Origin of the sequence: Streptomyces sp. NPDC008317, assembly GCF_042955955.1 — a bacterium.
GTDB lineage: Bacteria > Actinomycetota > Actinomycetes > Streptomycetales > Streptomycetaceae > Actinacidiphila.
On sequence record NZ_JBIBFQ010000002.1, the window covers coordinates 1,089,432 to 1,112,569 of the forward strand.

18 protein-coding genes are annotated in these 23,138 nt (G+C 71.5%); 10 read left to right on the forward strand and 8 right to left on the reverse strand.

Annotated elements, in window-relative coordinates; all coding sequences use genetic code 11:
- Nucleotides 1–398: 398 nt before the first annotated feature.
- Nucleotides 399–1,688, reverse strand: coding sequence for a citrate synthase (locus ACFY9V_RS09725; RefSeq protein WP_188280320.1), 1,290 nt, complete (start codon nucleotides 1,686–1,688; stop codon nucleotides 399–401).
- Between the two features lie 124 nt (nucleotides 1,689–1,812).
- On the reverse strand, nucleotides 1,813–4,032 hold the full coding sequence (locus tag ACFY9V_RS09730; protein WP_391160487.1) for an ATP-dependent RecD-like DNA helicase: 2,220 nt from the start codon (nucleotides 4,030–4,032) through the stop codon (nucleotides 1,813–1,815).
- A 206-nt stretch (nucleotides 4,033–4,238) separates the two neighbouring features.
- Here ACFY9V_RS09730 and ACFY9V_RS09735 point away from each other — a divergent pair, with 206 nt between their 5' ends.
- Complete coding sequence (locus ACFY9V_RS09735) at nucleotides 4,239–4,667, forward strand: DUF937 domain-containing protein (RefSeq protein ID WP_355337030.1); 429 nt, start codon at nucleotides 4,239–4,241, stop codon at nucleotides 4,665–4,667.
- Between the two features lie 229 nt (nucleotides 4,668–4,896).
- Here the strand turns inward: ACFY9V_RS09735 and ACFY9V_RS09740 are convergent, their stop codons facing one another.
- From ACFY9V_RS09740 to ACFY9V_RS09750, 3 genes are all read right to left on the reverse strand, one after another.
- Nucleotides 4,897–5,730: a TIM barrel protein gene (locus ACFY9V_RS09740; protein ID WP_391160613.1), complete on the reverse strand. Its 834-nt coding sequence runs from the start codon at nucleotides 5,728–5,730 to the stop codon at nucleotides 4,897–4,899.
- A gap of 65 nt (nucleotides 5,731–5,795) precedes the next feature.
- The gene (locus ACFY9V_RS09745; RefSeq protein ID WP_391160489.1) at nucleotides 5,796–6,950 is read right to left on the reverse strand and encodes a DUF993 family protein; all 1,155 of its coding nucleotides are present in this window, start codon (nucleotides 6,948–6,950) and stop codon (nucleotides 5,796–5,798) included.
- Nucleotides 6,947–8,098, reverse strand: coding sequence for a Gfo/Idh/MocA family oxidoreductase (locus ACFY9V_RS09750; RefSeq protein WP_391160490.1), 1,152 nt, complete (start codon nucleotides 8,096–8,098; stop codon nucleotides 6,947–6,949). Before ACFY9V_RS09750 ends, ACFY9V_RS09745 begins: the two co-directional genes overlap by 4 nt.
- Nucleotides 8,099–8,367: 269 nt before the next feature.
- Here ACFY9V_RS09750 and ACFY9V_RS09755 point away from each other — a divergent pair, with 269 nt between their 5' ends.
- The 6 genes from ACFY9V_RS09755 to ACFY9V_RS09780 all read left to right on the forward strand — a co-directional run bounded on the left by ACFY9V_RS09755 (nucleotide 8,368) and on the right by ACFY9V_RS09780 (nucleotide 13,813).
- The gene (locus ACFY9V_RS09755) at nucleotides 8,368–9,453 is read left to right on the forward strand and encodes a substrate-binding domain-containing protein (protein ID WP_391160492.1); all 1,086 of its coding nucleotides are present in this window, start codon (nucleotides 8,368–8,370) and stop codon (nucleotides 9,451–9,453) included.
- Nucleotides 9,454–9,539: 86 nt separating this feature from the next.
- Nucleotides 9,540–10,505 (forward strand): GNAT family N-acetyltransferase, encoded by a 966-nt coding sequence (locus ACFY9V_RS09760; protein WP_391160495.1) that lies wholly within the window; start codon nucleotides 9,540–9,542, stop codon nucleotides 10,503–10,505.
- Nucleotides 10,506–10,560: 55 nt separating this feature from the next.
- On the forward strand, nucleotides 10,561–11,271 hold the full coding sequence (locus tag ACFY9V_RS09765) for a VWA domain-containing protein (protein ID WP_355337020.1): 711 nt from the start codon (nucleotides 10,561–10,563) through the stop codon (nucleotides 11,269–11,271).
- Between the two features lie 85 nt (nucleotides 11,272–11,356).
- Nucleotides 11,357–12,154, forward strand: coding sequence for a TIM barrel protein (locus tag ACFY9V_RS09770; protein ID WP_391160497.1), 798 nt, complete (start codon nucleotides 11,357–11,359; stop codon nucleotides 12,152–12,154).
- 5 nt (nucleotides 12,155–12,159) lie between these two features.
- Nucleotides 12,160–13,083, forward strand: a complete 924-nt coding sequence (locus ACFY9V_RS09775; RefSeq protein WP_355337016.1) for a LysR family transcriptional regulator — start codon at nucleotides 12,160–12,162, stop codon at nucleotides 13,081–13,083.
- Nucleotides 13,084–13,090: 7 nt separating this feature from the next.
- On the forward strand, nucleotides 13,091–13,813 hold the full coding sequence (locus ACFY9V_RS09780) for a hypothetical protein (RefSeq protein ID WP_391160499.1): 723 nt from the start codon (nucleotides 13,091–13,093) through the stop codon (nucleotides 13,811–13,813).
- A gap of 105 nt (nucleotides 13,814–13,918) precedes the next feature.
- Here ACFY9V_RS09780 and ACFY9V_RS09785 read toward each other — a convergent pair whose 3' ends face one another.
- Together ACFY9V_RS09785 and speB are read right to left on the reverse strand one after the other, a co-directional pair.
- On the reverse strand, nucleotides 13,919–17,797 hold the full coding sequence (locus ACFY9V_RS09785; protein WP_391160615.1) for an ABC transporter transmembrane domain-containing protein: 3,879 nt from the start codon (nucleotides 17,795–17,797) through the stop codon (nucleotides 13,919–13,921).
- Nucleotides 17,798–18,087: 290 nt separating this feature from the next.
- On the reverse strand, nucleotides 18,088–19,047 hold the full coding sequence (speB, locus tag ACFY9V_RS09790; RefSeq protein ID WP_391160501.1) for an agmatinase: 960 nt from the start codon (nucleotides 19,045–19,047) through the stop codon (nucleotides 18,088–18,090).
- Between the two features lie 172 nt (nucleotides 19,048–19,219).
- Between speB and ACFY9V_RS09795 the strand changes: the two genes are divergently transcribed.
- The 3 genes from ACFY9V_RS09795 (at nucleotide 19,220) to ACFY9V_RS09805 (ending at nucleotide 22,122) form a co-directional block, all read left to right on the forward strand.
- Nucleotides 19,220–20,038: a phosphatase gene (locus ACFY9V_RS09795; protein WP_391160503.1), complete on the forward strand. Its 819-nt coding sequence runs from the start codon at nucleotides 19,220–19,222 to the stop codon at nucleotides 20,036–20,038.
- 90 nt (nucleotides 20,039–20,128) lie between these two features.
- Nucleotides 20,129–20,818, forward strand: coding sequence for a response regulator (locus tag ACFY9V_RS09800; protein ID WP_391160505.1), 690 nt, complete (start codon nucleotides 20,129–20,131; stop codon nucleotides 20,816–20,818).
- Nucleotides 20,815–22,122 (forward strand): histidine kinase, encoded by a 1,308-nt coding sequence (locus ACFY9V_RS09805; RefSeq protein ID WP_391160507.1) that lies wholly within the window; start codon nucleotides 20,815–20,817, stop codon nucleotides 22,120–22,122. Before ACFY9V_RS09800 ends, ACFY9V_RS09805 begins: the two co-directional genes overlap by 4 nt.
- Before the next feature lie 111 nt (nucleotides 22,123–22,233).
- Here the strand turns inward: ACFY9V_RS09805 and ACFY9V_RS09810 are convergent, their stop codons facing one another.
- Nucleotides 22,234–23,118 carry an acyl-CoA thioesterase domain-containing protein gene (locus ACFY9V_RS09810; RefSeq protein ID WP_391160509.1) on the reverse strand — a complete coding sequence of 295 codons (885 nt, stop codon included), beginning with the start codon at nucleotides 23,116–23,118 and terminating at the stop codon, nucleotides 22,234–22,236.
- Nucleotides 23,119–23,138: the final 20 nt, after the last annotated feature.

The following is a 23,138-nucleotide window of genomic DNA, read 5'->3' on the forward strand; positions in this document are numbered from 1 at the left end:
ACGCTACGGGATCGCCCCATACCGCCCGCGAGCGGGGTAGCCTGCGAAAACGCCCCCATTCGAAGAGACGTAGATCACAGGGCTTGGAACGTAACCATTACGGTGGTTCGTGGGTCTTATGTCTTGAGCACCGCGCTCCCGGCGGAGCCGGTGGGGGGCTGCGGAACGGGCTGTCTTGGGGGACGGCCCGGGAATGCGTCGCCGGGGCGATGTCCGGGGAGCTTTGAGCGGCCCTCCCGGGCCGCAGTCGTCCCGGCACGGCGCAGCCGCCGAAAGACGCCCGGTCGGACCCGTGGGGGGATCCGTTCCGGGAACGGGAGCGCCCCGTGCCGGACCCGTGGGGGGATCCAGCGCGGGGCGCTTCTTCATGCGTGGTGGGGCCAGGCTCAGCCCGTGGTTCAGCGGCCCTCGACGGGCACGTAGTCGCGGATCTCGACGCCCGTGTAGATCTGCCGCGGACGGCCGATGCGGGAGCCGGGCTCCTTGATCATCTCGTGCCACTGGGCGATCCAGCCGGGCAGCCGCCCGATGGCGAACAGCACGGTGAACATGCTGGTCGGGAAGCCCATGGCCCGGTAGATCAGACCGGTGTAGAAGTCCACGTTCGGGTACAGCTTGCGCGAGACGAAATAGTCGTCGCCGAGCGCGTGCTCTTCGAGCTTGAGCGCGATGTCCAGAAGCTCGTCGGACTTGCCGAGCGCCGACAGGACGTCGTGCGCGGCCGACTTGATGATCTTCGCCCGGGGGTCGAAGTTCTTGTAGACGCGGTGTCCGAAGCCCATGAGCTTCACACCGTCTTCCTTGTTCTTCACCTTGCGGATGAAGGCGTCCACGTCGCCGCCGTCGGCCTGGATGCCTTCCAGCATCTCCAGCACCGACTGGTTGGCGCCGCCGTGCAGGGGGCCCCACAGCGCGCTGATACCGGCCGAGATCGAGGCGAACTGGTTCGCCTGCGAGGAGCCGACCAGCCGGACCGTCGACGTCGAACAGTTCTGCTCGTGGTCGGCGTGCAGGATGAAGAGCTTGTCGAGGGCGCTGACCACGACCGGGTCGAGCTCGTACTCCTCGGCCGGCACGGAGAACGTCATGCGCAGGAAGTTCTCGACATAGCCGAGGTCGTTGCGCGGGTAGACCACCGGCTGACCGACGGACTTCTTGTACGCGTACGCCGCGATGGTCGGCAGCTTGGCGAGCAGCCGGATCGTGGAGAGGTGGCGCTGCTCGGGATCGAACGGGTTGTGGCTGTCCTGGTAGAAGGTCGACAGCGCGCTCACCACGGACGACAGCATCGCCATCGGGTGGGCGTCACGGGGGAAGCCGTCGTAGAACCGTTTGACGTCCTCGTGCAAAAGGGTGTGCTGGGTGATCTCGCCCTTGAACTCGGCCAGCTCGTCGACTGTCGGCAGTTCGCCGTTGATCAGCAGGTAGGCGGTCTCCAGGAAGCTTCCGCGCTCGGCGAGCTGCTCGATCGGGTAACCGCGGTAGCGCAGGATGCCTTCCTCACCATCGAGGAAGGTGATCGCGGACTTGTAGGCCGCAGTGTTGCCGTAACCGCTGTCCAGGGTGACCAGCCCGGTGTCGGCGCGCAGCTTGCCGATGTCGAAGCCGTTGTCACCGACGGTGCTGTCAACCACCGGGTAGCTGTACTCGCCGTCCCCATACCGCAGTACTACAGACTTGTCGCTCACGTCATTCCCTCACCGACGGTGTTGCCTCTTCTTCGAGGTGCCCTGACGAGGTCCACTGTCCCCCATTTGGCACTGGCGTGTGCACTCGGGGTCGGCCATCGGGCCGAAAGGTGGCACTCAGTGCCTATTTTGCGCCCCTGGACAGCCGGTGGTCGAGAGCCGTGAAGCGCTTTCCCGCCGACACCGTCCGCACCGCCTGACCGATGGCGCGACGCGATCCGACCAGCACGACGAGCCGCTTCGCCCTGGTCACAGCGGTGTAGAGCAGATTGCGCTGCAGCATCATCCAGGCACTGGTGGTGACAGGGATCACCACGGCCGGATACTCGCTGCCCTGCGAGCGGTGGATCGTCACCGCGTACGCGTGGGCCAGTTCGTCCAGCTCGTCGAAGTCGTACGGGATCTCCTCGTCCTCGTCGGTGTGCACGGTGAGGCGCTGCTCGACGGTGTCCAGCGCGGTGACCACGCCGACCGTGCCGTTGAAGACGCCGTTCGCGCCCTTGTCGTAGTTGTTCCTGATCTGCGTGACCTTGTCGCCGACCCGGAAGGTCCGGCCGCCGAACCGGCGCTCGGGCAGGTCGGGCCGCGCCGGGGTGACGGCCTGCTGGAGCAGTCCGTTGAGCACGCCCGCGCCCGCGGGACCTCGGTGCATCGGCGCGAGCACCTGGACGTCACGGCGCGGGTCGAGCCCGAAGCGGGCCGGGATGCGGCGGGCCACCACGTCCACGGTCAGCCTGGCCACCTCCTCCGAGTCCTCCTCGGCGAAGAGGAAGAAGTCGGGCAGGCCCTGAGTGAGCGGCGGGACACCGGAGTTGATCCGGTGCGCGTTGGTCACCACCCCGGACTGCTGGGCCTGCCGGAAGATACGTGTGAGCCGCACGGCGGGCACGGGGCCGTCCGCCGCGAGCAGGTCACGCAGCACCTCACCTGCGCCGACGCTCGGCAACTGGTCCACATCGCCGACGAACAGCAGGTGCGCGCCCGGCGGCACCGCCTTCACCAGCTTGTTCGCCAGCAGCAGGTCGAGCATCGACGCCTCGTCGACCACCACCAGATCCGCGTCCAGCGGCCGGTCCTTGTCGTACGCCGCGTCGCCGCCCGGCTTCAGCTCCAGCAGCCGGTGCACGGTCGAGGCCTCGGCGCCGGTCAGCTCGGCCAGCCGCTTGGCGGCGCGGCCGGTCGGGGCGGCCAGCACCACCTTGGCCTTCTTCGCGCGCGCCAGCTCCACCACCGAGCGCACGGTGAACGACTTGCCGCAGCCGGGGCCGCCGGTGAGCACGGCGACCTTCTCGGTCAGCGCCAGCCGTACCGCCTCCTGCTGTTCCGGTGCGAGATCGGCCCCCGTCCTGGCCGCCAGCCAGGCCAGCGCCTTGTCCCACTCCACGTCCCGGAAGGCGGGCAGCCGGTCCTCCGGTCCGCGCAGCAGCCGCAGCAACTGGGCGGCGAGCGATATCTCGGCCCGGTGGAAGGGGACCAGGTAGACGGCCTTCACCTGTTCCTCGTGCCCGTCCGGCGAGGGCACGCTCTCCCGGACGACGCCCTCCTCCTCGGCCAGCTCGCCCAGGCAGTCGATCACCAGGCCCGTGTCGACCTGGAGCAGCTTCACCGAGTCCGCGATCAGCCGTTCCTCGGGCAGATAGCAGTTGCCGCCGTCAGTGGCCTGCGACAGGGCGTACTGCAATCCCGCCTTGACCCGCTCCGGGCTGTCGTGGGGTATCCCGACCGCCTGCGCGATCCGGTCCGCGGTCAGGAAGCCGATCCCCCAGACCTCGGCGGCCAGCCGGTACGGCTGGTTCTTCACCACGGAGATCGACGCGTCCCCGTAGCCCTTGTAGATCCGCACGGCGATGGAAGTGGACACCCCCACTCCCTGGAGGAAGACCATCACCTCCTTGATCGCCTTCTGCTCCTCCCACGCGGCGGCGATCAGCTTGGTGCGCTTGGGGCCAAGCCCCGGCACCTCGATCAGCCGCTTCGGCTCGCCCTCGATGATCTCCAGCGTGCCGGTGCCGAAGTGGTCGACGATCCGCTCCGCGATCCTCGGCCCGATGCCCTTGATCAGCCCCGATCCCAGGTAGCGGCGTATCCCCTGGATCGTGGCCGGCAGCACCGTCGTGTAGTTCTCGACACTGAACTGCTTGCCGTACTGCGGATGCGAGCCCCAGCGGCCGTGCATCCGCAGCGACTCCCCCGGCTGCGCCCCCAGCAGCGCGCCGACGACCGTCAGCAGATCCCCCGAGCCACGGCCGGTGTCCACCCGCGCGACCGTGTACCCGGTGTCCTCGTTGGCGTAGGTGATCCGTTCCAGGACGCCGTCCAGCACGGCCAGCCCCGACTCGCCCATGCCCGGCCTCCCTTCCCGGCCCTCCCGTTGGTGATCTGTTCCGAAGGTACCGGTTGACTCGGACACCCCGTCGCCGCCCTGTGGATAACTCTCCGGCGGCAACTCCCCCTGTGGACAACGCCGCTCGGGCCACCCGGCTGCGGCCCTTCACGCGTTCGGCCGAACTCCGGGGGCCGCCGCTCGCGCGCCCGCGTAGCGTGCGGCACATGAGCGACCGACCGCTGCAGGACGAAGTGCTGACCGAGCTGGGTGACGAGCGGCTTCAGGAGATGGCCGATCGGCTCGGCACGGACACGGACGCGGCTCGGCAGGTCGTGGGCGCCTCGGTGGGTTCGCTGACCGGTGTGGTCACGGACGAGGCGGTGACACCGGGCGGGACCGCGGAGTTGAGCCAGGCGCTGGAGCAGGCCGCCTCGGAACCGGAGCCGCTCACCGGGGTCGCCGGTTTCGCGGGGCTCGGCACGGGCGTGGGCGGCGGTCTGCTCACCACGGTGCTGCGCAAGGCGACCGCGCCGACGGCCCGCGCGGTGTCGAAGCGGACGGGTCTTCCGGTGGCGGCGGTCACGGGGGCGCTGGAGACGCTCATTCCCGTGGTGGCGACGGTGCTGGCCAAGCGGGCCCGCCGGGCGAAGTGAGGCGGACGCGGCGAGCCGCCCCGGCGGTCACAGCGTCCGCACAGAGATACGAAAGAGGTCCGGCACAAGGCCGGACCTCTTTCGTTTCCCCCCTGCTACCCCCGAAGCCCCCCTCGGGCGCATTTCCCTCTCGGCTCCGTGAAACCCCTCCCAGGAGCCTTGATGCCCAGTAAGACCACCGACCCCCCGGAAGGGTTGTACGACGGATGCGTAATCTCTCAAGTTTTTTTCAGAGAACGTGCCGGAGGTACCGATCGGCGATCTCGGCGACCAGTTCAGCGCCGTCCCTGGCCCACAGCGCGGGGTTGAAGATCTCCACCTCGACCGGCCCGCGAAAGCCCGTCGCGTCCACCTGCTCACGCAGTCCCCGCAGGTCAACGCAGCCGTCACCGAGCTGTCCCCGCCCCAGCAGCACCCCCTCCGGCAGCGGCGTCACCCAGTCGGCGACCTGGAAGGAGGCGATCCTGCCGCCCGCTCCGGCCCGGACGATCTGCGTAGGCACCATGTCGTCCCACCACAGGTGATAGGTGTCGACCACGACACCCACGTGGTCCGCGGGGAAACGTTCGGCGATGTCCAGCGCCTGGCCGAGCGTGGAGACCACACACCGGTCGGAGGCGTACATCGGGTGCAGGGGCTCGATCGCGAGCCGTACCCCGTGCTCCGCCGCGTAGGGCGCCAGCTCGCCGATCGCGTCGGCGACCCGCTCCCTGGCGGCGGCGATGTCGCGGTCGCCCGCGGGCAGGCCGCCGGAAACCAGCACCAAGGTGGCCGTTGCCAGCGTCGCCGCCTCGTCGATCGCCGCGCGGTTGTCGTCCAGCGCAGTCGCCCGCTCCGCCGGGTCGGTCGCGGTGAAGAATCCGCCGCGGCACAGCGATGTCACGGTGAGCCCGCTGTCCCGCATCAGGTCCGCTGCACGCTCGACGCCGTACTCCCGCACCGGCGCCCGCCACAGCCCCACCGAGCCGATCCCGGCCGCCACGCACCCCTTGGCCAGCTCGGGCAGCGACCACTGCTTGACGGTCTCCTGGTTGATGCTCAGCCGCGAGAGGTCGCAGGTCACGTCGCTGTGCACGTCGTCGTGAGAGGCGGATGCGGAGGACTCGGGGTCGGGCGACGTCGGTACGGTCATGCGTCCACTCCGTATACGGCGAGCAGGCCGCGCATCCGAGCCTCGGCGAGTCCGGGGTCGGGGAACAGGCCGATCCGGTCGGCCAGTTCGTAGGCGCGGGCGAGATGCGGCAGGGAACGGGCCGACTGGAGACCGCCGACCATGCTGAAGTGCGACTGGTGCCCGGCCAGCCAGGCGAGCAGGACGACACCGGTCTTGTAGAAGCGTGTCGGTGTCTGGAACAGGTGCCGGGACAACTCGACGGTGGGGTCGAGGACGCGGCGGAAACCGGCGGCGTCCCCGGTGTCGAGGGCGCTGACGGCCGCCGACGCCAGGGGCGCGAGCGGGTCGAAGATGCCGAGCAGCGCGTGGCTGAAGCCCTGTTCGTCGCCCTCGATCAGCTCGGGGTAGTTGAAGTCGTCGCCGGTGTAGCAGCGCACGCCCTGCGGCAGGCGGCGGCGCAGTTCGACCTCGCGCCGCGCGTCGAGCAGCGAGATCTTCACGCCGTCGATCTTGTCCGGGTGGGCCTTGATGACGTCGAGGAAGGTGTCGGTCGCCGCGTCCAGATCGTCGCTGCCCCAGTACCCGGCGAGCGCCGGGTCGAACATCGGGCCGAGCCAGTGCAGGATCACCGGGTCACCGGCCTGACGCAGCAGCCGCCCGTACACCTCCAGATAGTCCTCAGGGCCCTTCGCGACCGCGGCGAGGGCGCGGGACGCCATGAGGACGGCCTGCGAACCGGTCGCCTCGACGAGCGCCAACTGCTCCTCGTAGGCGGCGGCGACCTCGTCCAGTGTGGCGGCGGGACCGGTGAGCTGGTCGGTGCCGACACCGCAGGCGATCCGGCCGCCGACGGCACGCGCCTCGGCCGCCGACCGGCGGATCAGCTCCGCCGCGCCCGCCCAGTCGAGCCCCATGCCGCGCTGCGCGGTGTCCATGGCCTCGGCCACGCCCAGCCCGTGCGACCACAGATGGCGGCGGAAGGCGAGAGTGGCGTCCCAGTCGACGGCCGCGGGCTCGTCCGCCGCCGTCCGCAGCGGGTCGGCCACGACATGGGCGGCGGAGTACACGACACGGCTGCGCAGCGGAAGATCCGCGCTATAGGTGACGGATTCCGAACGCGGCACATAGGTGCGCGTTTCACCGGACGCGTCCGGCAGCAGGATGCTCACAGGGCCAGCTCCGGAACCTCGAAGCGGCGGCCCTGCGTGGAGGAGGCCAGGCCGAGTTCGGCGAGCTGGACGCCCCGGGCACCGGCCAGCAGGTCCCACTGCCAGGGCTCGTCGAGCGCGACGTGCCGCAGGAACAGCTCCCACTGGACCTTGAATCCGTTGTCGAAGTCGCCGTTGTCCGGGACCTCCTGCCACTGGTCCCTGAAGGACTCGGTGGCGGGCAGGTCCGGATTCCACACCGGCTTCGGCGTGGCGGAACGGTGCTGGACGCGGCAGTTGCGCAGCCCGGCGACCGCGGATCCGAGCGTGCCGTCGACCTGGAACTCCACCAATTCGTCGCGGTTGACGCGCACCGCCCAGGAGGAGTTGATCTGTGCGACGGCGCCGCCCTCGAGTTCGAAGACACCGTAGGCGGCGTCGTCCGCGGTGGCGTCGTACGGCTTGTCCTTCTCGTCCCAGCGCTGCGGGATGTGGGTGGTGGCCAGCGCCTGGACGGTACGGACCCGGCCGAACAGCTCGTGCAGCAGGTACTCCCAGTGCGGGAACATGTCGGCCACGATGCCGCCGCCGTCCTCCGAGCGGTAGTTCCAGGAGGGGCGTTGGGCGCTCTGCCAGTCGCCTTCGAAGACCCAGTAGCCGAATTCGCCGCGGATGGACAGGATCCGGCCGAAGAAGCCGCCGTCGATGAGCCGCTTGAGCTTCAGCAGGCCCGGCAGGAAGAGCTTGTCCTGCACGACGCCGTGCTTGACGCCCGCGGATGTGGCGAGCCGGGCTAGTTCCAGCGCTCCGTCGAGTGAGGTGGCGGTGGGCTTCTCGCAGTAGATGTGCTTGCCCGCGGCGATGGCCGCCTTCAGCGCGGTCTCGCGGGCCGCGGTCACCTGCGAGTCGAAATAGATGTCGACGGAGGGGTCGGCGAGGACGGCGTCGAGGTCGGTCGACCAGTGCTCGATGCCGTGCCGCTCGGCCATGGCCCGCAGCGCGTGCTCGCGCCGGCCCAGCAGGATCGGCTCGGGCCACAGTGTGGTGCCGTCGCCGAGGTCGAGTCCGCCCTGCTCACGCAGGCTCAGGATGGAGCGGACCAGGTGCTGCCGGTATCCCATCCGCCCGGTGACGCCGTTCATGGCGATCCGCACTGTCCTGCGTGTCACGTGACAAGTCCTCTCGTCGCTGCCGGGTGCAGGGAACGCGTCCACGGTCACCAGCGCGGCAATAGCAAGCGCTTTCTGCTCGTTTACGCTAGCTGCTACGGCCTGCGTTCGACAAGAGTCTCCTGGTGGTGAATGGAAGCGCTTTCTCTCACATGCGCCACCGCTCCCCCTCGCGTCCACGAAGTGAGACCATGTGCCCCTGCGAGCGGGAACGCGCACCTCACGGCGCCCCTCGCGCCCACCGCCCCCTGCAGAAGGACCGGACCGAGATGGCAGTGACTCTGGCCGATGTGGCGGCGCGCGCCGGAGTATCGTCGGCGACCGTGTCCCGTGTTCTGAACGGCAACTACCCGGTCGCGGGAAGCACTCGGGAGCGGGTCAGGCGCGCCGTCGCCGAACTGGACTATGTCGTCAACGGCCAGGCGCGGGCCCTCGCCGCCGCCACCTCCGACCTGGTCGGCGTCCTCGTCAACGATGTCGCCGACCCCTTCTTCGGGCTCATCGCGAGCGCCGTCCAGGCCGAGATCAGCGCGGGCGCGGCGCCGGGCGGCGGCAAGCTCGCCGTCGTGTGCAACACCGGCGGATCTCCCGAGGCCGAACTCACCTATCTCACGCTGCTCGAACGCCAGCGCGCGGCGGGCGTGGTCCTCACCGGGGGCGCCGTGGAGAGCGCGGAGCACACGGCGGCGGTCACCGCGCGGCTCACCCGGCTCGCCGCGTCCGGCGCCAATGTCGTGCTGTGCGGCCGTCCCCCGCTGACCCTGCCGGACAGCGGGCTCGTCGCGGCCACCGTCGCCTTCGACAACCGCGGCGGCGCGCGGCGGCTGACCGAGCACCTGCTGTCCCTGGGCCACCGCAGAATCGGTTACGTGACGGGGCCGGTCGAGCGCAGCACCTCCCGGCACCGGCTGGAGGGCCACCGTGCGGCCCTGGCCGCGAGCGGTACCCGGATCACCTCGGATCCGGAGGCGTACGCGGAGCGGCTGACGGTGCACGGGACGTACGACCGGGCGTCGGGTTACGACGCCGCGCTCGAACTGCTGCGGCGGGACGCGGGTCTGACCGCGATCGTGGCCGCGAACGACACGGTCGCGCTCGGCGTGTGCGCGGCGCTGCGGGACCAGGGGCTGAGCATTCCCGGTGACGTGTCGGTCGCCGGATTCGACGATCTGCCGTTCAGCGCCGATGTCTCCCCGGCCCTGACGACGGTCCGCATTCCCTTGCAGGAGGCGGGCGCGCGAGCCGGGCGGTTGGTGATGGGGCGGCTGTCCCCGCCGCCGGGCGGGGTCGCCACGATCCGTACGGAACTCATGGTCCGCGGGTCGACCGCGCCGCCGTCGGGCCGGTCCGACTGAAGTTATCCACAGGTTTCGGAGGGGTCTTCCGCCCGGCCCCGCGTCCGCCTACCTTTGACTCAGGCAAAGGAAATGGGGGATTGATCATGGCCGTCCGGGAGATCCGCGAATTCAACCGCTTCTACACCAACCTGATCGGCGCGCTCGACTACAGCCGCCACCTGCACACACCGTTCACCCTCACCGAGGCGCGCGTGCTGTACGAGCTGGCGCACGCCCCGCGGACCGACGCGGCCGACCTGCGGGTGGAGTTGTCGCTGGACGCGGGCCATCTCAGCCGGATGCTGACCAAATTCGAGGAACGGCAACTGGTCACCCGCGGCCCGTCAGAACAGGACGCCAGGCGGCAGCGGATAGAGCTGACCACGCACGGGAGGCAGGCCGCGTCCCTGTTGGAGGAGCGGTCGGAGGAAGCCGTCGGCTCGCTGGTGGACCGCATACGTCCGCAGGACCGGCCGCGGCTGTCCGAGGCTATGCGGACGGTTCGGGAAATACTGCGCGACAACACCGTCAGCGGCGACAGCGGTGGCGACGGCCGTGCCCCGGCCACCGGCGGCGAGCCGTCCGCGTCGCGGGTCGTGCTGCGCGGCGCGCGCCCCGGCGATCTGGGGTGGTCCATCGAGCGCAACGCGGAGGTCTACGCGACGGAGTTCGGGTGGAACGAGGAGTACGAGGCGCTGGTCGCCCAGATCGTCGCGGACTTCGCCGCCCATCGCGATCCGGAGCGCGACGCGGTGTGGATCGCCGAACTCGACGGACGGCGGGCGGGCTGCGTCTTCTGTGTACGCGACAAGGAGCCGGGCACCGCGCGGCTACGGCTGCTGCTGGTCGATCCGGCCGCCCGGGGACACGGCATAGGCAAGTTGTTGGTGGACGAATGCATCGCCTTCGCCCGCTCCGCCGGCTACACCGATCTGGTCCTGTGGACCAATGACATACTGGCCGGCGCCCGAACGATCTATCAGCGCGCGGGATTCGAACTCGTCGCGGAGCAGCGGCATCACAGCTTCGGCCGCGAACTCATGGGGCAGGACTGGCACTTGGCGCTGTAGGGGACAGCGCCGCAGGGCCGACACGACATCGCAGACACATTACAGGGGGGATTCCATGGCGATTTCGATGCAGAAGGTGGAGCAGACCGCGCCCGGTCTGGTCAGCCTCTACAAGCAGGCGGCCGTCAGCCTGGACAAGCACCGGCTGTCGGGCGAAAGCGCCGCGGTCTATCTGGTGCTCGACCGCTCGGGCAGCATGCGGGAGTTCTACAACGACGGCACCGTCCAGCATCTCGCCGAGCAGACACTCGGCCTGGCCGCGCATTTCGACGACGACGGCATCGTCCCCGTCGTGTTCTTCTCCACCGAGGTCGACGGTGTGGACGAGGTGTCGCTGACGCGGTACGGCGGCCGGATCAACAAGCTCAATGAGGCGTACGGCCATATGGGTCGCACCAATTACGCGGCTGCCATGGAAGCGGTCATCGAGCACTATCAGCGGTCGGGGTCGACGGCGCCCGCGTTCGTGGTGTTCCAGACCGACGGCGGGCCGATCAACAAGGGCGCGACCATCGAGGTGCTGTGCAAGGCGGCGAAGCTGCCGATCTTCTGGCAGTTCGTGGGATTCGGGGACGACGAATTCCGCTTCCTGCGGCGGCTGGACGAACTGCCGGTACCCGCCAAACGGGTGGTGGACAACGCGGGGTTCTTCCCCGCGGGCAAGGACCCGCGATCGATATCGGACGCGGTGCTGTACGACCAGCTCATGGCGGAGTTCCCCGACTGGCTGGCGGCGGCCCGCGCGCAGGGCATCGTCGGCGGCTGAACAGGTGCCGAGCAGGGGCTGAACACGGGTCGGGCGGGGCCGAACGCGGTTGACCCGGCAGGAAGCGGTGCCTAGTGTCCGGCGAATGAAACTCGCCTTCTCCACTCTCGGCGTCCCGGCCCTGCCCATCGAGCAGGTGGTGCGGCTCGCGACGGAAAACGGCTTCCACGGCGTCGAATTGCGCGCCAGCGACGAGGAACCGGTCCACCCCGGTCTCTCGGCCGGTGAACGCGCCGACGTGGTGGAGCAGTTCGGCAAAGCCGGGGTCGAGATCCTCACCGTGGCCGCCTACGCCAAGGTGGCCGCGCCCGGGGACGACCAGCCGGTGCTCGACGAGATCGGCGCGGCGATGACCCTCGCGGCCGATCTGGGGGCCTCCTACGTGCGGGTGTTCCCCGGCGGAGGCGACACCGAGTCGCAGGAGGCGGACACGGTCGCCGCGCGCCGGCTCGCAGCGGTGGCGCCGGTCGCCGCCGACCTCGGGGTGCGGGTGCTGCTGGAGACCCATGACTCGCACCGCGGCGGCGCCGATGTGGCGCGGATCCTGGGCCTGGTCGGACACCAGGGGGTCGGCACGATCTGGGACGTGATGCACACCTGGCTGGCGGGAGAGCAGCCGTCCACGACCTATCCGGCACTGGCCCCGTACCTGGGCTATGTCCAGGTCAAGGACATCGCTTCGGCGGCGGACACCACGCCGCTGGCACTGGGGGCCGGGGTGCTGCCGCTGGCGGAGACCGTCGAGGTGCTGAGCCGGGCGGACTGGGACGGCTGGCTGTGCTGGGAGTACGAGAAGCGCTGGTATCCGCAGGTGCCGGAGTTGGCGGGGCTGCTCGGCCCGGCGCGCGAGCACCTGTCCCGGTTGCTGGCCGACTCGGCCTGAACGGCATGCTCGATCTGGCGCGGCTGAGGGCGCTGCACGCGGTGCACGTCCACGGGTCGGTGGGCGCGGCGGCCGAAGCGCTCGGCTACACGCCGTCGGCGGTCTCGCAGCAGATCTCCAAGCTGGAGCGGGAGACCAGGTCCGTGCTGCTGGAGCGGCACGGGCGCGGGGTGGCGCTCACGGACGCGGCGCATCTGCTGGTGGAGACCGCGCAGCGGCTGATGTCGATCGTGGAGGCGGCCGAGGTCACGCTGGAGGAGCAGCGCGGACGGCCCACGGGACGACTGACGCTGGCGGCGTTCCCGACGGCGGCCTGCGGGCTGCTGCCCGGAGTGCTGGCGGAACTGACCGCGGCGCACCCCGCGTTGGAGCTCCGGCTGCTGGAGGTGGACGCGCATCTGTCGGTGGACCTGGTGGCGCGCGGGGCGGTGGACCTGGCCGTGGCGCACGACTGGGACATCGCGCCGCTGCCCGCGCCGCCTGGCTTGGAGCGGGCGGTCATCGGGGACGACCGGTGCGACGTACTGGTCCCTGCCGGGCACCGGTTGGCCGAGCGGGCGTCGCTGACGCGGGCGGATGTGGCGCACGAGCGGTGGATCTGCCAGCCGCCGGGGTCGGTGTGCCACGACTGGCTGGTGCGGACGTTGCGGGAGGCCGGGACGGAGCCGGACATGGCCTTCCAGGTCGGCGAGTACGGGACGCAGTTGGCGCTGGTGGGGGCGGGGCTCGGTATCGCGTTGGTGCCGAGGCTGGGGCGGGGGCCGGTGCCCGAGGGCGTCGCGGTCGTACCGCTGGAGCCCGCTCCGGTGCGGCGGCTGTACGCGCTGTGGCGGACGGGGGCCGCGCGCAGGCCCTCGATCGTCGCGGCGGTCGACACGTTGAGGTCGCATTGGGCGGCTGGGCCCGGATCGGCCGCCGAGGACGGATGATCGGGGCATGCGCCCACGACTTCCGCACCGTCCGCCGCGCCCGCAGCCGGGCGGTGACCATGCCCCTGAGGCCATCGCGGAACCGGGCGGGGTCGGGGACCGTCACACCGGCATGCTGACCGTGAAGGTGAATCAGCGCGGAGCGGCCTGGGCCGTGGCACTGGCCGTTTCGCTGACCTTGGGTGCCGTCGCCTGCGGGAGCGGCACCTCGGACGCGGCGGACGGCGCGCCGTCCAGCACGACCGGGCCCGTGACGCCGAGCGGCGACACGACCACCGCGCCGCCGACGACCACCGAGCCGACGACCGCGACGCCGACGACCGGTGGCCCCACCACGGGCAGGGCGACGCCGGGGACGGGGTCGATCGCCAGTCGCGTCGTGTACTTCTCGTCGTCGGTGCGGGCCGTCGCGGGGACGCACGAGGTGCTGCGCGACCGGGGCGAGTTGGACCGTTTCGCCACCACCGTGGCGCACAACGACGGGAAGACGGCGGCGGAGATCTCGGCGGGCGGGGCGGCGACGGACTTCGGGCGGTACGTGCTGGTCGGCTGGACCGAGTCGACCGGGTGCAGCGCGGCCACGTCGGCGACGCTCGGCGTGGCGGGCAACTCGCTGAAGCTGCGCGTCGAGCAGCCGACGCCGACGGCGGAGTGCCTGACGGACTTCCGCGTGACGGTGGTGTTCGAGGTGCCGAAGGACCGGATCCCGGCGCGACCCGCCTTCGGCTGACCGAAGGCGGGACGCCAGGAGCCCAGAAGGCCAGAAGGGCAGAAGGGCGGCAGGCCAGGAAGGCGGGACCCGCCGGTTCCGTCGCACGGGCGACGGGTCCTCCCGTCACGCCACCGCGCGCACCTCGCCCGTGAAGGTGCGCCACAGCTCGGCGTAGCGGCCGTCGCGGGCCAGCAGCGCCGCGTGGGTGCCGTCCTCGATGACCCGCCCGTGGTCGAGGACGACGACCCGGTCCGCACGGGCCGCCGTGCTCAGCCGGTGCGCGACGACCAGCGTCGTACGCCGGGTGGCGAGCCGGTCGGCGGCCTGGTTGACGAGGGCTTCGGTGGCCAGGTCGAGGGCCGCGGTCGCCTCGTCGAGAAGCAGGACGGCGGGGTCGACCAGTTCGGCGCGGGCCAGGGCGATCAACTGCCGCTGTCCGGCCGACAGATTGCGGCCCCGCTCGGCGACCTGGTGGAGATAGCCGCCCTCCAGCGTCGCGATCATCGCGTGCGCGCCGACGGCCCGCGCCGCCGCCTCGACCTCCGCGTCGGTCGCGCCCATCCGTCCGTACGCGATGGCGTCGCGCACCGTGCCCGCGAAGAGGTACGGCTCCTGGGGGACGACGCCGAGGCGCTGCCGGTAGGCGGTGAGGTCGAGTTCGCGGATGTCGGTGCCGTCGACCAGCACCGCGCCGTCGGTCGGGTCGTAGAACCGCGCGACCATCTTGACCAGGGTGGACTTGCCCGCGCCGGTCTCGCCGACGAAGGCGACGGTCTGTCCGGCGGGGATGCGCAGATTCACGCCGCTGAGCGCCTCCGCGCCCTCGGCCCCCTCGCCGCCGTACCTGAAGTGCAGGTCGCGGAAGGCGATCTCGCCACGCAGCCTTCCGACCTCACGCGGCCGGGCGGCGGCCGGGGTGGCGGTCGGCTCGTGCAGCAGCTCACGGATCCGGCCGAGCGACACCGACGCCTGCTGGTAGCCGTCGAAGACCTGCGAGAGCTGCTGCACGGGTGAGAAGAACAGGTCGATGTAGAGCAGATACGCCACCAGCGCGCCCGCCGTGAGCGTCCCCGCGCTGATCCGGTGCGCGCCCACGATCAGGACGAGCGCCGCCGCCACGCTGGACAGCAGCTGAACGAAGGGGAAGTAGACGGAGATCAGGAACTGGCCGCGCACCCGCGCCGTCCGGTAGTCGTCACCGCGTTCGGCGAATCGTTCCGCCCCGCGCCGCTCCCCCCGGAACGCCTGCACGATCCGCAGACCCGCGACGTGCTCTTGGAGGTCGGCGTTGACGACGGCGATCCGCTCGCGCGCCAACTCGTACGCCTTCACCGACTTACGGCGGAAGACCCAGGTGGCGACGATCAGGATCGGCAGCGTGGCGAAGACCATCAGGGCGAGCTGGACGTCGATGGCGAGCAGCGCCACCAGGATGCCGAGGAAAGTGAGGACGCTGACCAGCGCCGTGACCAGCCCGGTCTGGAGGAACGTCGACAGCGCGTCCACGTCCGTGGTCATCCGCGTCATGATGCGGCCGGTCAGCTCGCGCTCGTAGTAGTCGAGGCCGAGCCGGTGCAGGTGCGCGAAGATCTTCACGCGCAGGGTGTAGAGGACGCGTTCGCCGGTGCGGCCGGTCAGCCGGGTCGAGCCCCACTCCGCCGCCCACTGCGCGATCACCAGGACCAGGCCGAGCAGCGACGCCACCCAGACCGCGCCGAGCGCCGCCTGCCGGACGCCCGCGTCGATGCCGTGCCGGATCAGCACCGGCAGCAGCAGTCCCGCGATGGCGTCCACGGCCACCAGCGCCAGGCTGAGCAGCAGCGGGGTGCGGAAGCCGCGCAGCAGGCTGCCGAGGCCGAACTTCTCCTCGGCGGTCCGCGCCCGGTCCTCGTCGACCTCCGGGGTGTCCAGGGCGGGCGGCAGCGCGGCGACCTTGGCGAGCAGGTCGGGAGTGGCGGGCATGCCCGCCAGCGCGCCCGCCATGCCGCCCTGGGCGGGGGCGACCCGCGGCGGCCCGGAGGCGCCCGCGCCGGCGCTCCGCCGGTCGTCGTCCTCGGCCGCGGCGCGCCGGTCGGCAGGCCACAGCTCCGGAGTCACCGCCCCCGGAGCCACAGCCTCGGGACAAGCGCCGTCGCCCCGCGCCGGGCCGTCCTCGTCGAGCGGGCACTCGAAACCGTCGAGGCCGTCCGTACAGCCCTCGGTCCGCGCACCCGCCAGTTCGGCCTGCGCCGCGGCCATGTCCGTCTGCGCCGCCTCCCACTCGATCCGCCCCGCCGGGTCGAGGTCGACCACGTCGGCGCCGAGCGCGTCCGGGTCGGTGAGCAGCGCGCGGTAGAGCGGGCAGCGCTCCTGCAACTCCTCGTGCGTGCCGACGTCCGCCAGGCGTCCCGCGTCCAGTACGGCGATCTGGTCGGCGAGCGCCAGCGTGGAGCGGCGGTGGGCGATCAGCAGCGTCGTACGGCCGCGCATCACCTCGCGCAGCGCGTCGAAGATCTCCGCCTCCACCCGGGCGTCGACCGCCGAGGTGGCGTCGTCGAGCAGCAGCAGCCGGGGGTCGGTGAGGATCGCGCGGGCCAGGGCGACGCGCTGGCGCTGGCCGCCGGACAGGGTCAGGCCCTGCTCGCCGACGACCGTGTCGTAGCCGTCGGGCAGGTCGGAGATGAAGCCGTCCGCCTGCGCGGCGCGGGTGGCGGCGAGCATCTCCTCCTCGGTGGCGTCCGGGTGGCCGTAGAGGATGTTCGCCCGCACGCTGTCGGAGAACAGGAAGCTGTCCTCGGGCACCATGCCGATCGCGGACCGCAGCGATTGGAAGGTCAGCTCCCGTACGTCCACGCCGCCGACGCGTACGGCGCCGCCGGTCACGTCGTACAGCCGCGGCAGCAGCAGCGAGACCGTGGACTTGCCGGAGCCCGAGGAGCCGACGACGGCGACGGTCTCGCCGGGCTCGACGCGCAGGTCGAAGCCGTCGAGGACGGGCCGGTCCTCGGTGTAGCCGAAGGTGACGTGGTCGAAGTCGACGGTGGCGGGGGCGTCCGCGGGCAGCGTCCTGGTGCCGTCGGTCAGCGTGGGCTCGGTGTCGATCAGTTCGTAGACCCGCTCGACCCCGGCCCGCGCCTGCTGGCCGACGGTGAGCATCATCGTCAGCATCCGGACCGGGCCGGTGAGCTGCGCCAGGTAGGTGGAGAAGGCCACGAAGGTGCCGAGGGTGATCTGGCCGCGAGTCGCCATCCAGCCGCCGAGCGCCAGCATGCCGATCTGGCCGAGGGAGGGCACCGCCTGGAGCGCGGGGCTGTAGCGGGCGGTGAGACGGATGGTACGGAGGCGGCCGGCGAACAGCTTGCGGCTGACCGTCTCCAGCTTGTCCATCTCCTGCTGCTCCTGGCCGAAGCCCTTCACCACGCGCACACCGGTGACCGAGCCGTCGACGATGCCCGCGACGGCCGCCGCCTGACCTTGCGCGTACCAGGTCGCGGGAAACAGCCGCTTACGCGACCGGTCGGCGATAAACCACAGGGCAGGGGCGACCGCGAGCGCGACCAGGGTGAGCAGCGGCGACAGCGTGAGCATCACCACGAGCGAGAGCACGAACAGCAGCAGATTGCCGATCATCATCGGCAGCATGAAGAGCAGACCCTGGATGAGCTGGAGGTCGCTGGTGGCGCGGCCGACGACCTGGCCGGTGCTCAACTCGTCCTGGCGGCGGCCGTCCAGGCGCATGATCGAGCGGAACATCTCATTGCGCAGGTCGTACTGGACGTCCAGGGCGAGCCGTCCGCCGTAGTAGCGCCGCACATAGGTGAGCACATAGACGACGACGGCCGCCGCGATCAAGGTGAACGCCCAGGGCGCGAGCGGCTTGTCGTGCTTGACGATCACGTCGTCGATGATCAGCTTCGGCACCAGCGGGACCAGCGCGGTCACCGCCATGCCGCCGAGTGACGCGCCCATCGCGAGCAGCACATTGCGGCGGTAGCGCCAGCAGTACGTGGTCAGCCGCCACAGCCAGCCCCGCTCCTTCGGCGTCCGCGCCGCCGCCCCCTCACCGGGGACAGGACCTTCCTTCGTCGTCCTCGCCCTGGTCAACGACCTTGCCACCCGCGTCCTCCAGCCCGTCCGTCCACCCGTTGCCGCCGGAGGCTGCAACGCTCCGGCGTGCGCGTTTCATCCTCCCGCAACAAATGGGAGACCAAGGTCGCGGGGCGGTGCGACCTTGGTCGTAGTCCCCGGGGCGACGCCGGCCAGGCCGCCGAGGGGCCGCGAACAGGCCCGCAGAACGGCCCTGGAGGGGCCCTTCAGCGGGCCGCGGCGACCTGCCGGGACATGATCGTCGTCAGCTCGTAGGCGGTGTGCGAGGCCGCGACCGAGGTGATCTCGGCGTGGTCGTAGGCCGGGGCGACCTCGACGACATCGGCCGACACCAGGTGGCAGTCGGCCAGGCCCCGCAGGATCTCCAGCAGCTCGCGGGAGGTGAGCCCGCCGGCCTCCGGGGTGCCGGTGCCGGGCGCGTGCGCCGGGTCGAGCACGTCGATGTCGACCGAGATGTACAGCGGACGGTTCCCGACACGCTCCCTGAGCTGCTGCGCGACCTCGTCGACACCGCGCCGCATGACGTCGGCGGACGTCACGATCCCGAAGCCCATCTTCTCGTCGTCGTCCAGGTCCTTCCTGCCGTACAGCGGGCCGCGCGTGCCGACGTGCGACAGCGCCGACGTGTCGAGAATGCCCTCCTCGACCGCGCGCCGGAAGGGCGTGCCGTGGGTGTACTCGGCGCCGAAGTAGGTGTCCCAGGTGTCCAGGTGCGCGTCGAAGTGCAGCAGCGCCACCGGGCCGTGCTTGCGCGCGACGGCGCGCAGCAGGGGCAGCGCGATGGTGTGGTCGCCGCCGAGCGTCATCAGCCGGGCACCGGTGTCCAGCAGGTCGTCCGCCGCGGCCTGGACGGTCTCCACGGCCTCGTTGATGTCGAACGGGTTGGCGGCGATGTCGCCCGCGTCCGCGACCTGGGCGAGCGCGAAGGGCGACGCGTCCTGCGCCGGGTTGTACGGGCGCAGCAGCCGTGACGCCTCGCGGATCGCGTTGCCGCCGAACCTCGCGCCGGGCCGGTAGGAGACGCCGGAGTCGAAGGGCACGCCGACGACCGCGACGTCGGCGGCGCCGACCTCGTCCAGGCGCGGCAGGCGCGCGAAGGTGGCCGGTCCCGCGTAGCGCGGGACACGCGAGGAATCGACGGGGCCGCGCGGCTCTGCGCTGCTCATGGGTGGCTGCCTCTTTCGTTGGGGATCGCCCGCCTGAGGGGCGAGGCCGACCCTACGTGGCCGCCGGAAGCCACCGGAATGTACGTTTCCTCCAATCGGGGGTTCCGATTACGCCTCGGCGTCGATCCCCGGCCGGACGCACGTCCGAGCGGCGGAGCGGGACAATGTGCGCATGCCCATGGATCCAGCTGCCGCAGCACCCACCCGCCAGGCCCTCGTCGCCCATCTGACCAGCACCCGGATAGCCGGCGACGTGGCGACCAGCCGCGAGAACAACCTCGACCACTTCCGGGCGCTGGCCGAGGGAAATCGCTACTACTGGTTCGGCCTGGAGCTGGGTGACCGCTGGGACGACCAGGCGGCGGTGCTGGAGCTGATGGCCGAGCGGTGCGGTGTCGTCGCCGATCCCGGGCACCGGCACGGGCAGGACACCATCGATCCCGAGCTGACGATCGACGCGCTCGACCGGATGGCCGATGTGCTGCACAAGGCGGCGGAAAACGGCTCCAGGGTGCTGGTGGCGACCGGTCACCCGGCGGGTCTGTTCGCCGTCCACTGGGAGCTGGCCGCCGCGCTGCGCGAGGCGGGCTGCACGCTGATCACCCCGTCGGAGCGCCTGTACGCGGACGGCGGTGAGATCCGGCACCTGGCGTCCGTTTCCATGGTCCACCGGGCGGGCGGTCTGGTGCACACCCACTCGCCCGACCCGATGCGGGAGATCCTGGACGCGCTGGAGCGCGACGGCGAGCCGCTGCCCGATCTGGTGATCGCCGACCACGGCTGGGCGGGGTACGCGGGCGAGCGCGGCATCGAAACGGTCGGCTTCGCGGACTGCAACGACCCGGCCCTTTTCGTCGGCGAGGCGGAGGGCAGCCTGCTGGTGACCGTCCCGCTGGACGACAATGTGCCGCCGCAGCACTACGCGCCGCTGACCGCGTATCTGCTGGCGACCGCCGATCTGACCGCCGCAGGTCAGGCCGCGCGGAACTGACGCGGTCCCGGTCCGTCGCTACGCTCGCTACCATCAATGAAGGAACAAAAGGAACATCAGGGTCAAGAGGGGGCGAGGAAGGCAGGCGCAGTGGTCCAGGTCGTGATCGTCGATGACGAAGCACTGGTCAGGGCCGCCCTGCGAAGCATCCTCGAATCCTCCGGCGACATCCGGGTGGTCGCGGACTGCGACGGGCACGACGCCGTCGGGACGGTGACCGCGACGCGTCCCGGCCTCGTCCTGCTGGACGCGGTGATGCCGCCGCCCGACGACGGACTGACCGTCCTGCGCGCCCTGCGGGCACTGCCCTCGCCGCCCGCCGTCGCCATGCTGACCGCCTTCGACACCAGCGCCCATCTGCGCGCGGCGATGGCGGCGGGCGCCACCGGTTTCCTGCTCAAGGACACCGCGGTCGGCACCCTGATCGACGCGGTACGCGTCATGGCGCGCGGCGGCACCGTCTTCACCCCCACCGTGGGCCGCGCGGTCGTCGACGGCTTCCTGGGCGATCCGCCCGGCTCCGACGGCGCGAAGGGGCCCGGTACGCCCGAGGCGTCCGCCCACGCCGCGGCCCTGGCGCCGCTGACCGACCGCGAGACCGAGGTGCTGCGGCTGCTGGCGGCCGGGCTGCCGAACGCCCGGATAGCGGCCGAGCTGGGGATCTCGGTCGGCACCGTCAAGGACCATGTGCGCGCGGTGCTGCGGAAGCTCGCCGCGCCCAACCGGGTGGCCGCCGCCGTCGTCGCGCACCAGGCCGGGCTGGTACGGGTGCCGAAGTGATCGTGAAGCCACGTGTCGCCCTGCCGGACGCCGCGCTGTTCGCCCTCTCCGCCACCGAGGTGTGGGCCACGCGCTCCTTCGGCGGCCCGGTCTCGTTCACCTTCGCGACCCTGGGCACGCTGGCGCTGCTGTTCCGGCACCGCTTCCCGCTGATCGCCTTCGCCGCGACCCTGCCCGCCCTCTCGCTCGGTTACATCTGGTTCTCGCCGATGGGCGCGCTCTACGAGATCGCCGCGGGCGGCCCCGACCGTCACCGCGCACAAGGGTGGCCGTTTTCTCCGGCCCGGCCCTCGAAGAGCGCGCCTTCCGGTACGCCGCCCGCCACGTCCTTCGCCTCGGCGGCTCTCCTACCACCCGGGACGACGGCCGCTACCTCATCGGCCACGCTCACCCGTTCGGGTGAGCGCGTGATATCTCGCCGCGCCCTGCTGATCGGTGGCTGCGCGCTGCTCGCGGCGACGGTCTCCTGCGTGCCCTGGCCGTTCCGCGCCCCGGCGCCCTGGGGGCTGTCGGACACGATCCTCGCGGTGATGCTGTCCTCGCTGCTGGCCCTGGCGCCGACCGCGCTGGGCCTGTTCGCCGCCTCGCGGCGCGAGCTGGCCGGGCGGCTGGAGGAGCTGGCGGCCAGCAGGGAACGGGAGCGAGAGCTGGCCGCGGAACAAGCGGTGGTACGGGAGCGGGCCCGGCTCGCCCGCGAGATGCACGACACCGTGGCGCACCACATCAGCCTGATCGCCGTGCAGTCCGGCGCCCTGGAGGCGACCGCGCGGGGACCGCAGGCGCGGGCGGCGGCCGGGGCGGTGCGCGAGCTGAGCCGGGACGCGCTGGACGAGCTGCGCCGGATGGTGGGGCTGCTGCGGCTGCCGGTGACGTCGGGGCAGCCGCTGGACGCGGGCCCCGGCCTCGCGGGCATCCCCGCGCTGGTCGCCGCCGCGGGACCCGGCACGCACGGCGAACTGCCCGGCGCCATGGCCCCGGCCGACGCCGCCCGCCTGCCCTCGGACGTCCAGCACGCCGCGTACCGCATCGTGCAGGAAGCGCTCACCAACATCCGCAAGCACGCGCCCGGCGCGGAAACCCGCGTCCTGGTGCGGCACAGCGGCGACGTGCTGGTGGTGGAGGTGCGCAACGGACCCGCGTCGGCGGCGCCGGGACCGGCCCTGCCCTCGGGCGGCCACGGTCTCGCCGGGCTGCGCGAGCGGGCGGTGCAGCTCGGCGGCGAATTCATCGCGTCGCCCGCGGCGACCGGGGGCTTTCTCGTACGGGCGACGCTGCCGGTCGGACCGGCGGTCGAGGCGGCGTAGGCGGAGCCGCGCGATCAGAGCCCGCGCGCGGCTCCGAAACCGCCGAGCCGCAACGCCGCGCGTGTCTGGTATCCGGGAGCGGAAATCCGCGCTCACCCGAAAGGGTGAGCGTCAGTCGCGCGGCACCCGCACCAGGCCCTCCTGGATCACCGAGACGGCGAGCTGCCCGTCGCGGGTGTAGATCCGGGCGGTGCCGAGGCCGCGACCGCCGGAGGCGGACGGGCTCTGCTGGTCGTAGAGCAGCCATTCGTCGGCCCGGAAGGGCCGGTGGAACCACATGGCGTGGTCCAGGCTCGCGCCGACCACGTCGCCGACGGTCCAGCCGCCGCGGCCGTGGGCGAGCAGGACCGAGTCGAGCAGCGTCATGTCCGACACATAGGTGGCGAGACAGACGTGGAGCAGCGGGTCGTCGGCCAGTTTGCCGCGGGCGCGGAACCAGACCTGGGAGCGCGGTTCGCGGATGACACCCGCGGTGAGGAACGGCGGGTCCTCGACGTAGCGCAGGTCGACGGCCGCGCGGGTCTCGAGTATCCGGTCGACCACCGTGGGGTCGGGGAACCGCGCGGCGTGTACGGGCAGCATCTCCTCGGCCGTCGGCAGCGTCTCCGGGTCGGGCGCGTACGGCATCGGCTCCTGGTGTTCCAGGCCCTCCTCGTGGACCTGGAAGGACGCCGAGAGGTGGAAGATCGGCTGGCCGTGCTGGATCGCGACGACCCGCCGGGTGGTGAAGGAGCGGCCGTCGCGGATCCGGTCGACCTGGTAGACGATCGGCGCGCCGGGGTCGCCGGGCCGCAGGAAATAGGCGTGCAGCGAGTGCGCGCCGCGGTCTTCGGGCGCCGTGCGGCCCGCGGCGACCAGGGCCTGTGCGGCGACCTGGCCGCCGAAGACCCGGGGCACCACGGCCGACCGGCTGACACCGCGGAAGATGTCCCGCTCGATCCGCTCCAGGTCGAGCAGATCGAGCAGGGACTGGAGCGGATCCCGGGAGTCGTTCACGGGTCTTTCGGCATTCACGC

Bases quoted from the DNA above. Each gene is read 5' to 3' on its own strand.
- ACFY9V_RS09760 (WP_391160495.1), top strand. From the start codon at position 9,540: ATGGCCGTCCGGGAGATCCGCGAATTCAACCGCTTCTACACCAACCTG.
- ACFY9V_RS09765 (WP_355337020.1), top strand. From the start codon at position 10,561: ATGGCGATTTCGATGCAGAAGGTGGAGCAGACCGCGCCCGGTCTGGTC.
- ACFY9V_RS09735 (WP_355337030.1), top strand. From the start codon at position 4,239: ATGAGCGACCGACCGCTGCAGGACGAAGTGCTGACCGAGCTGGGTGAC.
- ACFY9V_RS09730 (WP_391160487.1), bottom strand. From the start codon at position 4,032: ATGGGCGAGTCGGGGCTGGCCGTGCTGGACGGCGTCCTGGAACGGATC.
- speB (WP_391160501.1), bottom strand. From the start codon at position 19,047: ATGAGCAGCGCAGAGCCGCGCGGCCCCGTCGATTCCTCGCGTGTCCCG.
- ACFY9V_RS09755 (WP_391160492.1), top strand. From the start codon at position 8,368: ATGGCAGTGACTCTGGCCGATGTGGCGGCGCGCGCCGGAGTATCGTCG.
- ACFY9V_RS09770 (WP_391160497.1), top strand. From the start codon at position 11,357: ATGAAACTCGCCTTCTCCACTCTCGGCGTCCCGGCCCTGCCCATCGAG.
- ACFY9V_RS09775 (WP_355337016.1), top strand. From the start codon at position 12,160: ATGCTCGATCTGGCGCGGCTGAGGGCGCTGCACGCGGTGCACGTCCAC.
- ACFY9V_RS09795 (WP_391160503.1), top strand. From the start codon at position 19,220: ATGCCCATGGATCCAGCTGCCGCAGCACCCACCCGCCAGGCCCTCGTC.
- ACFY9V_RS09780 (WP_391160499.1), top strand. From the start codon at position 13,091: ATGCGCCCACGACTTCCGCACCGTCCGCCGCGCCCGCAGCCGGGCGGT.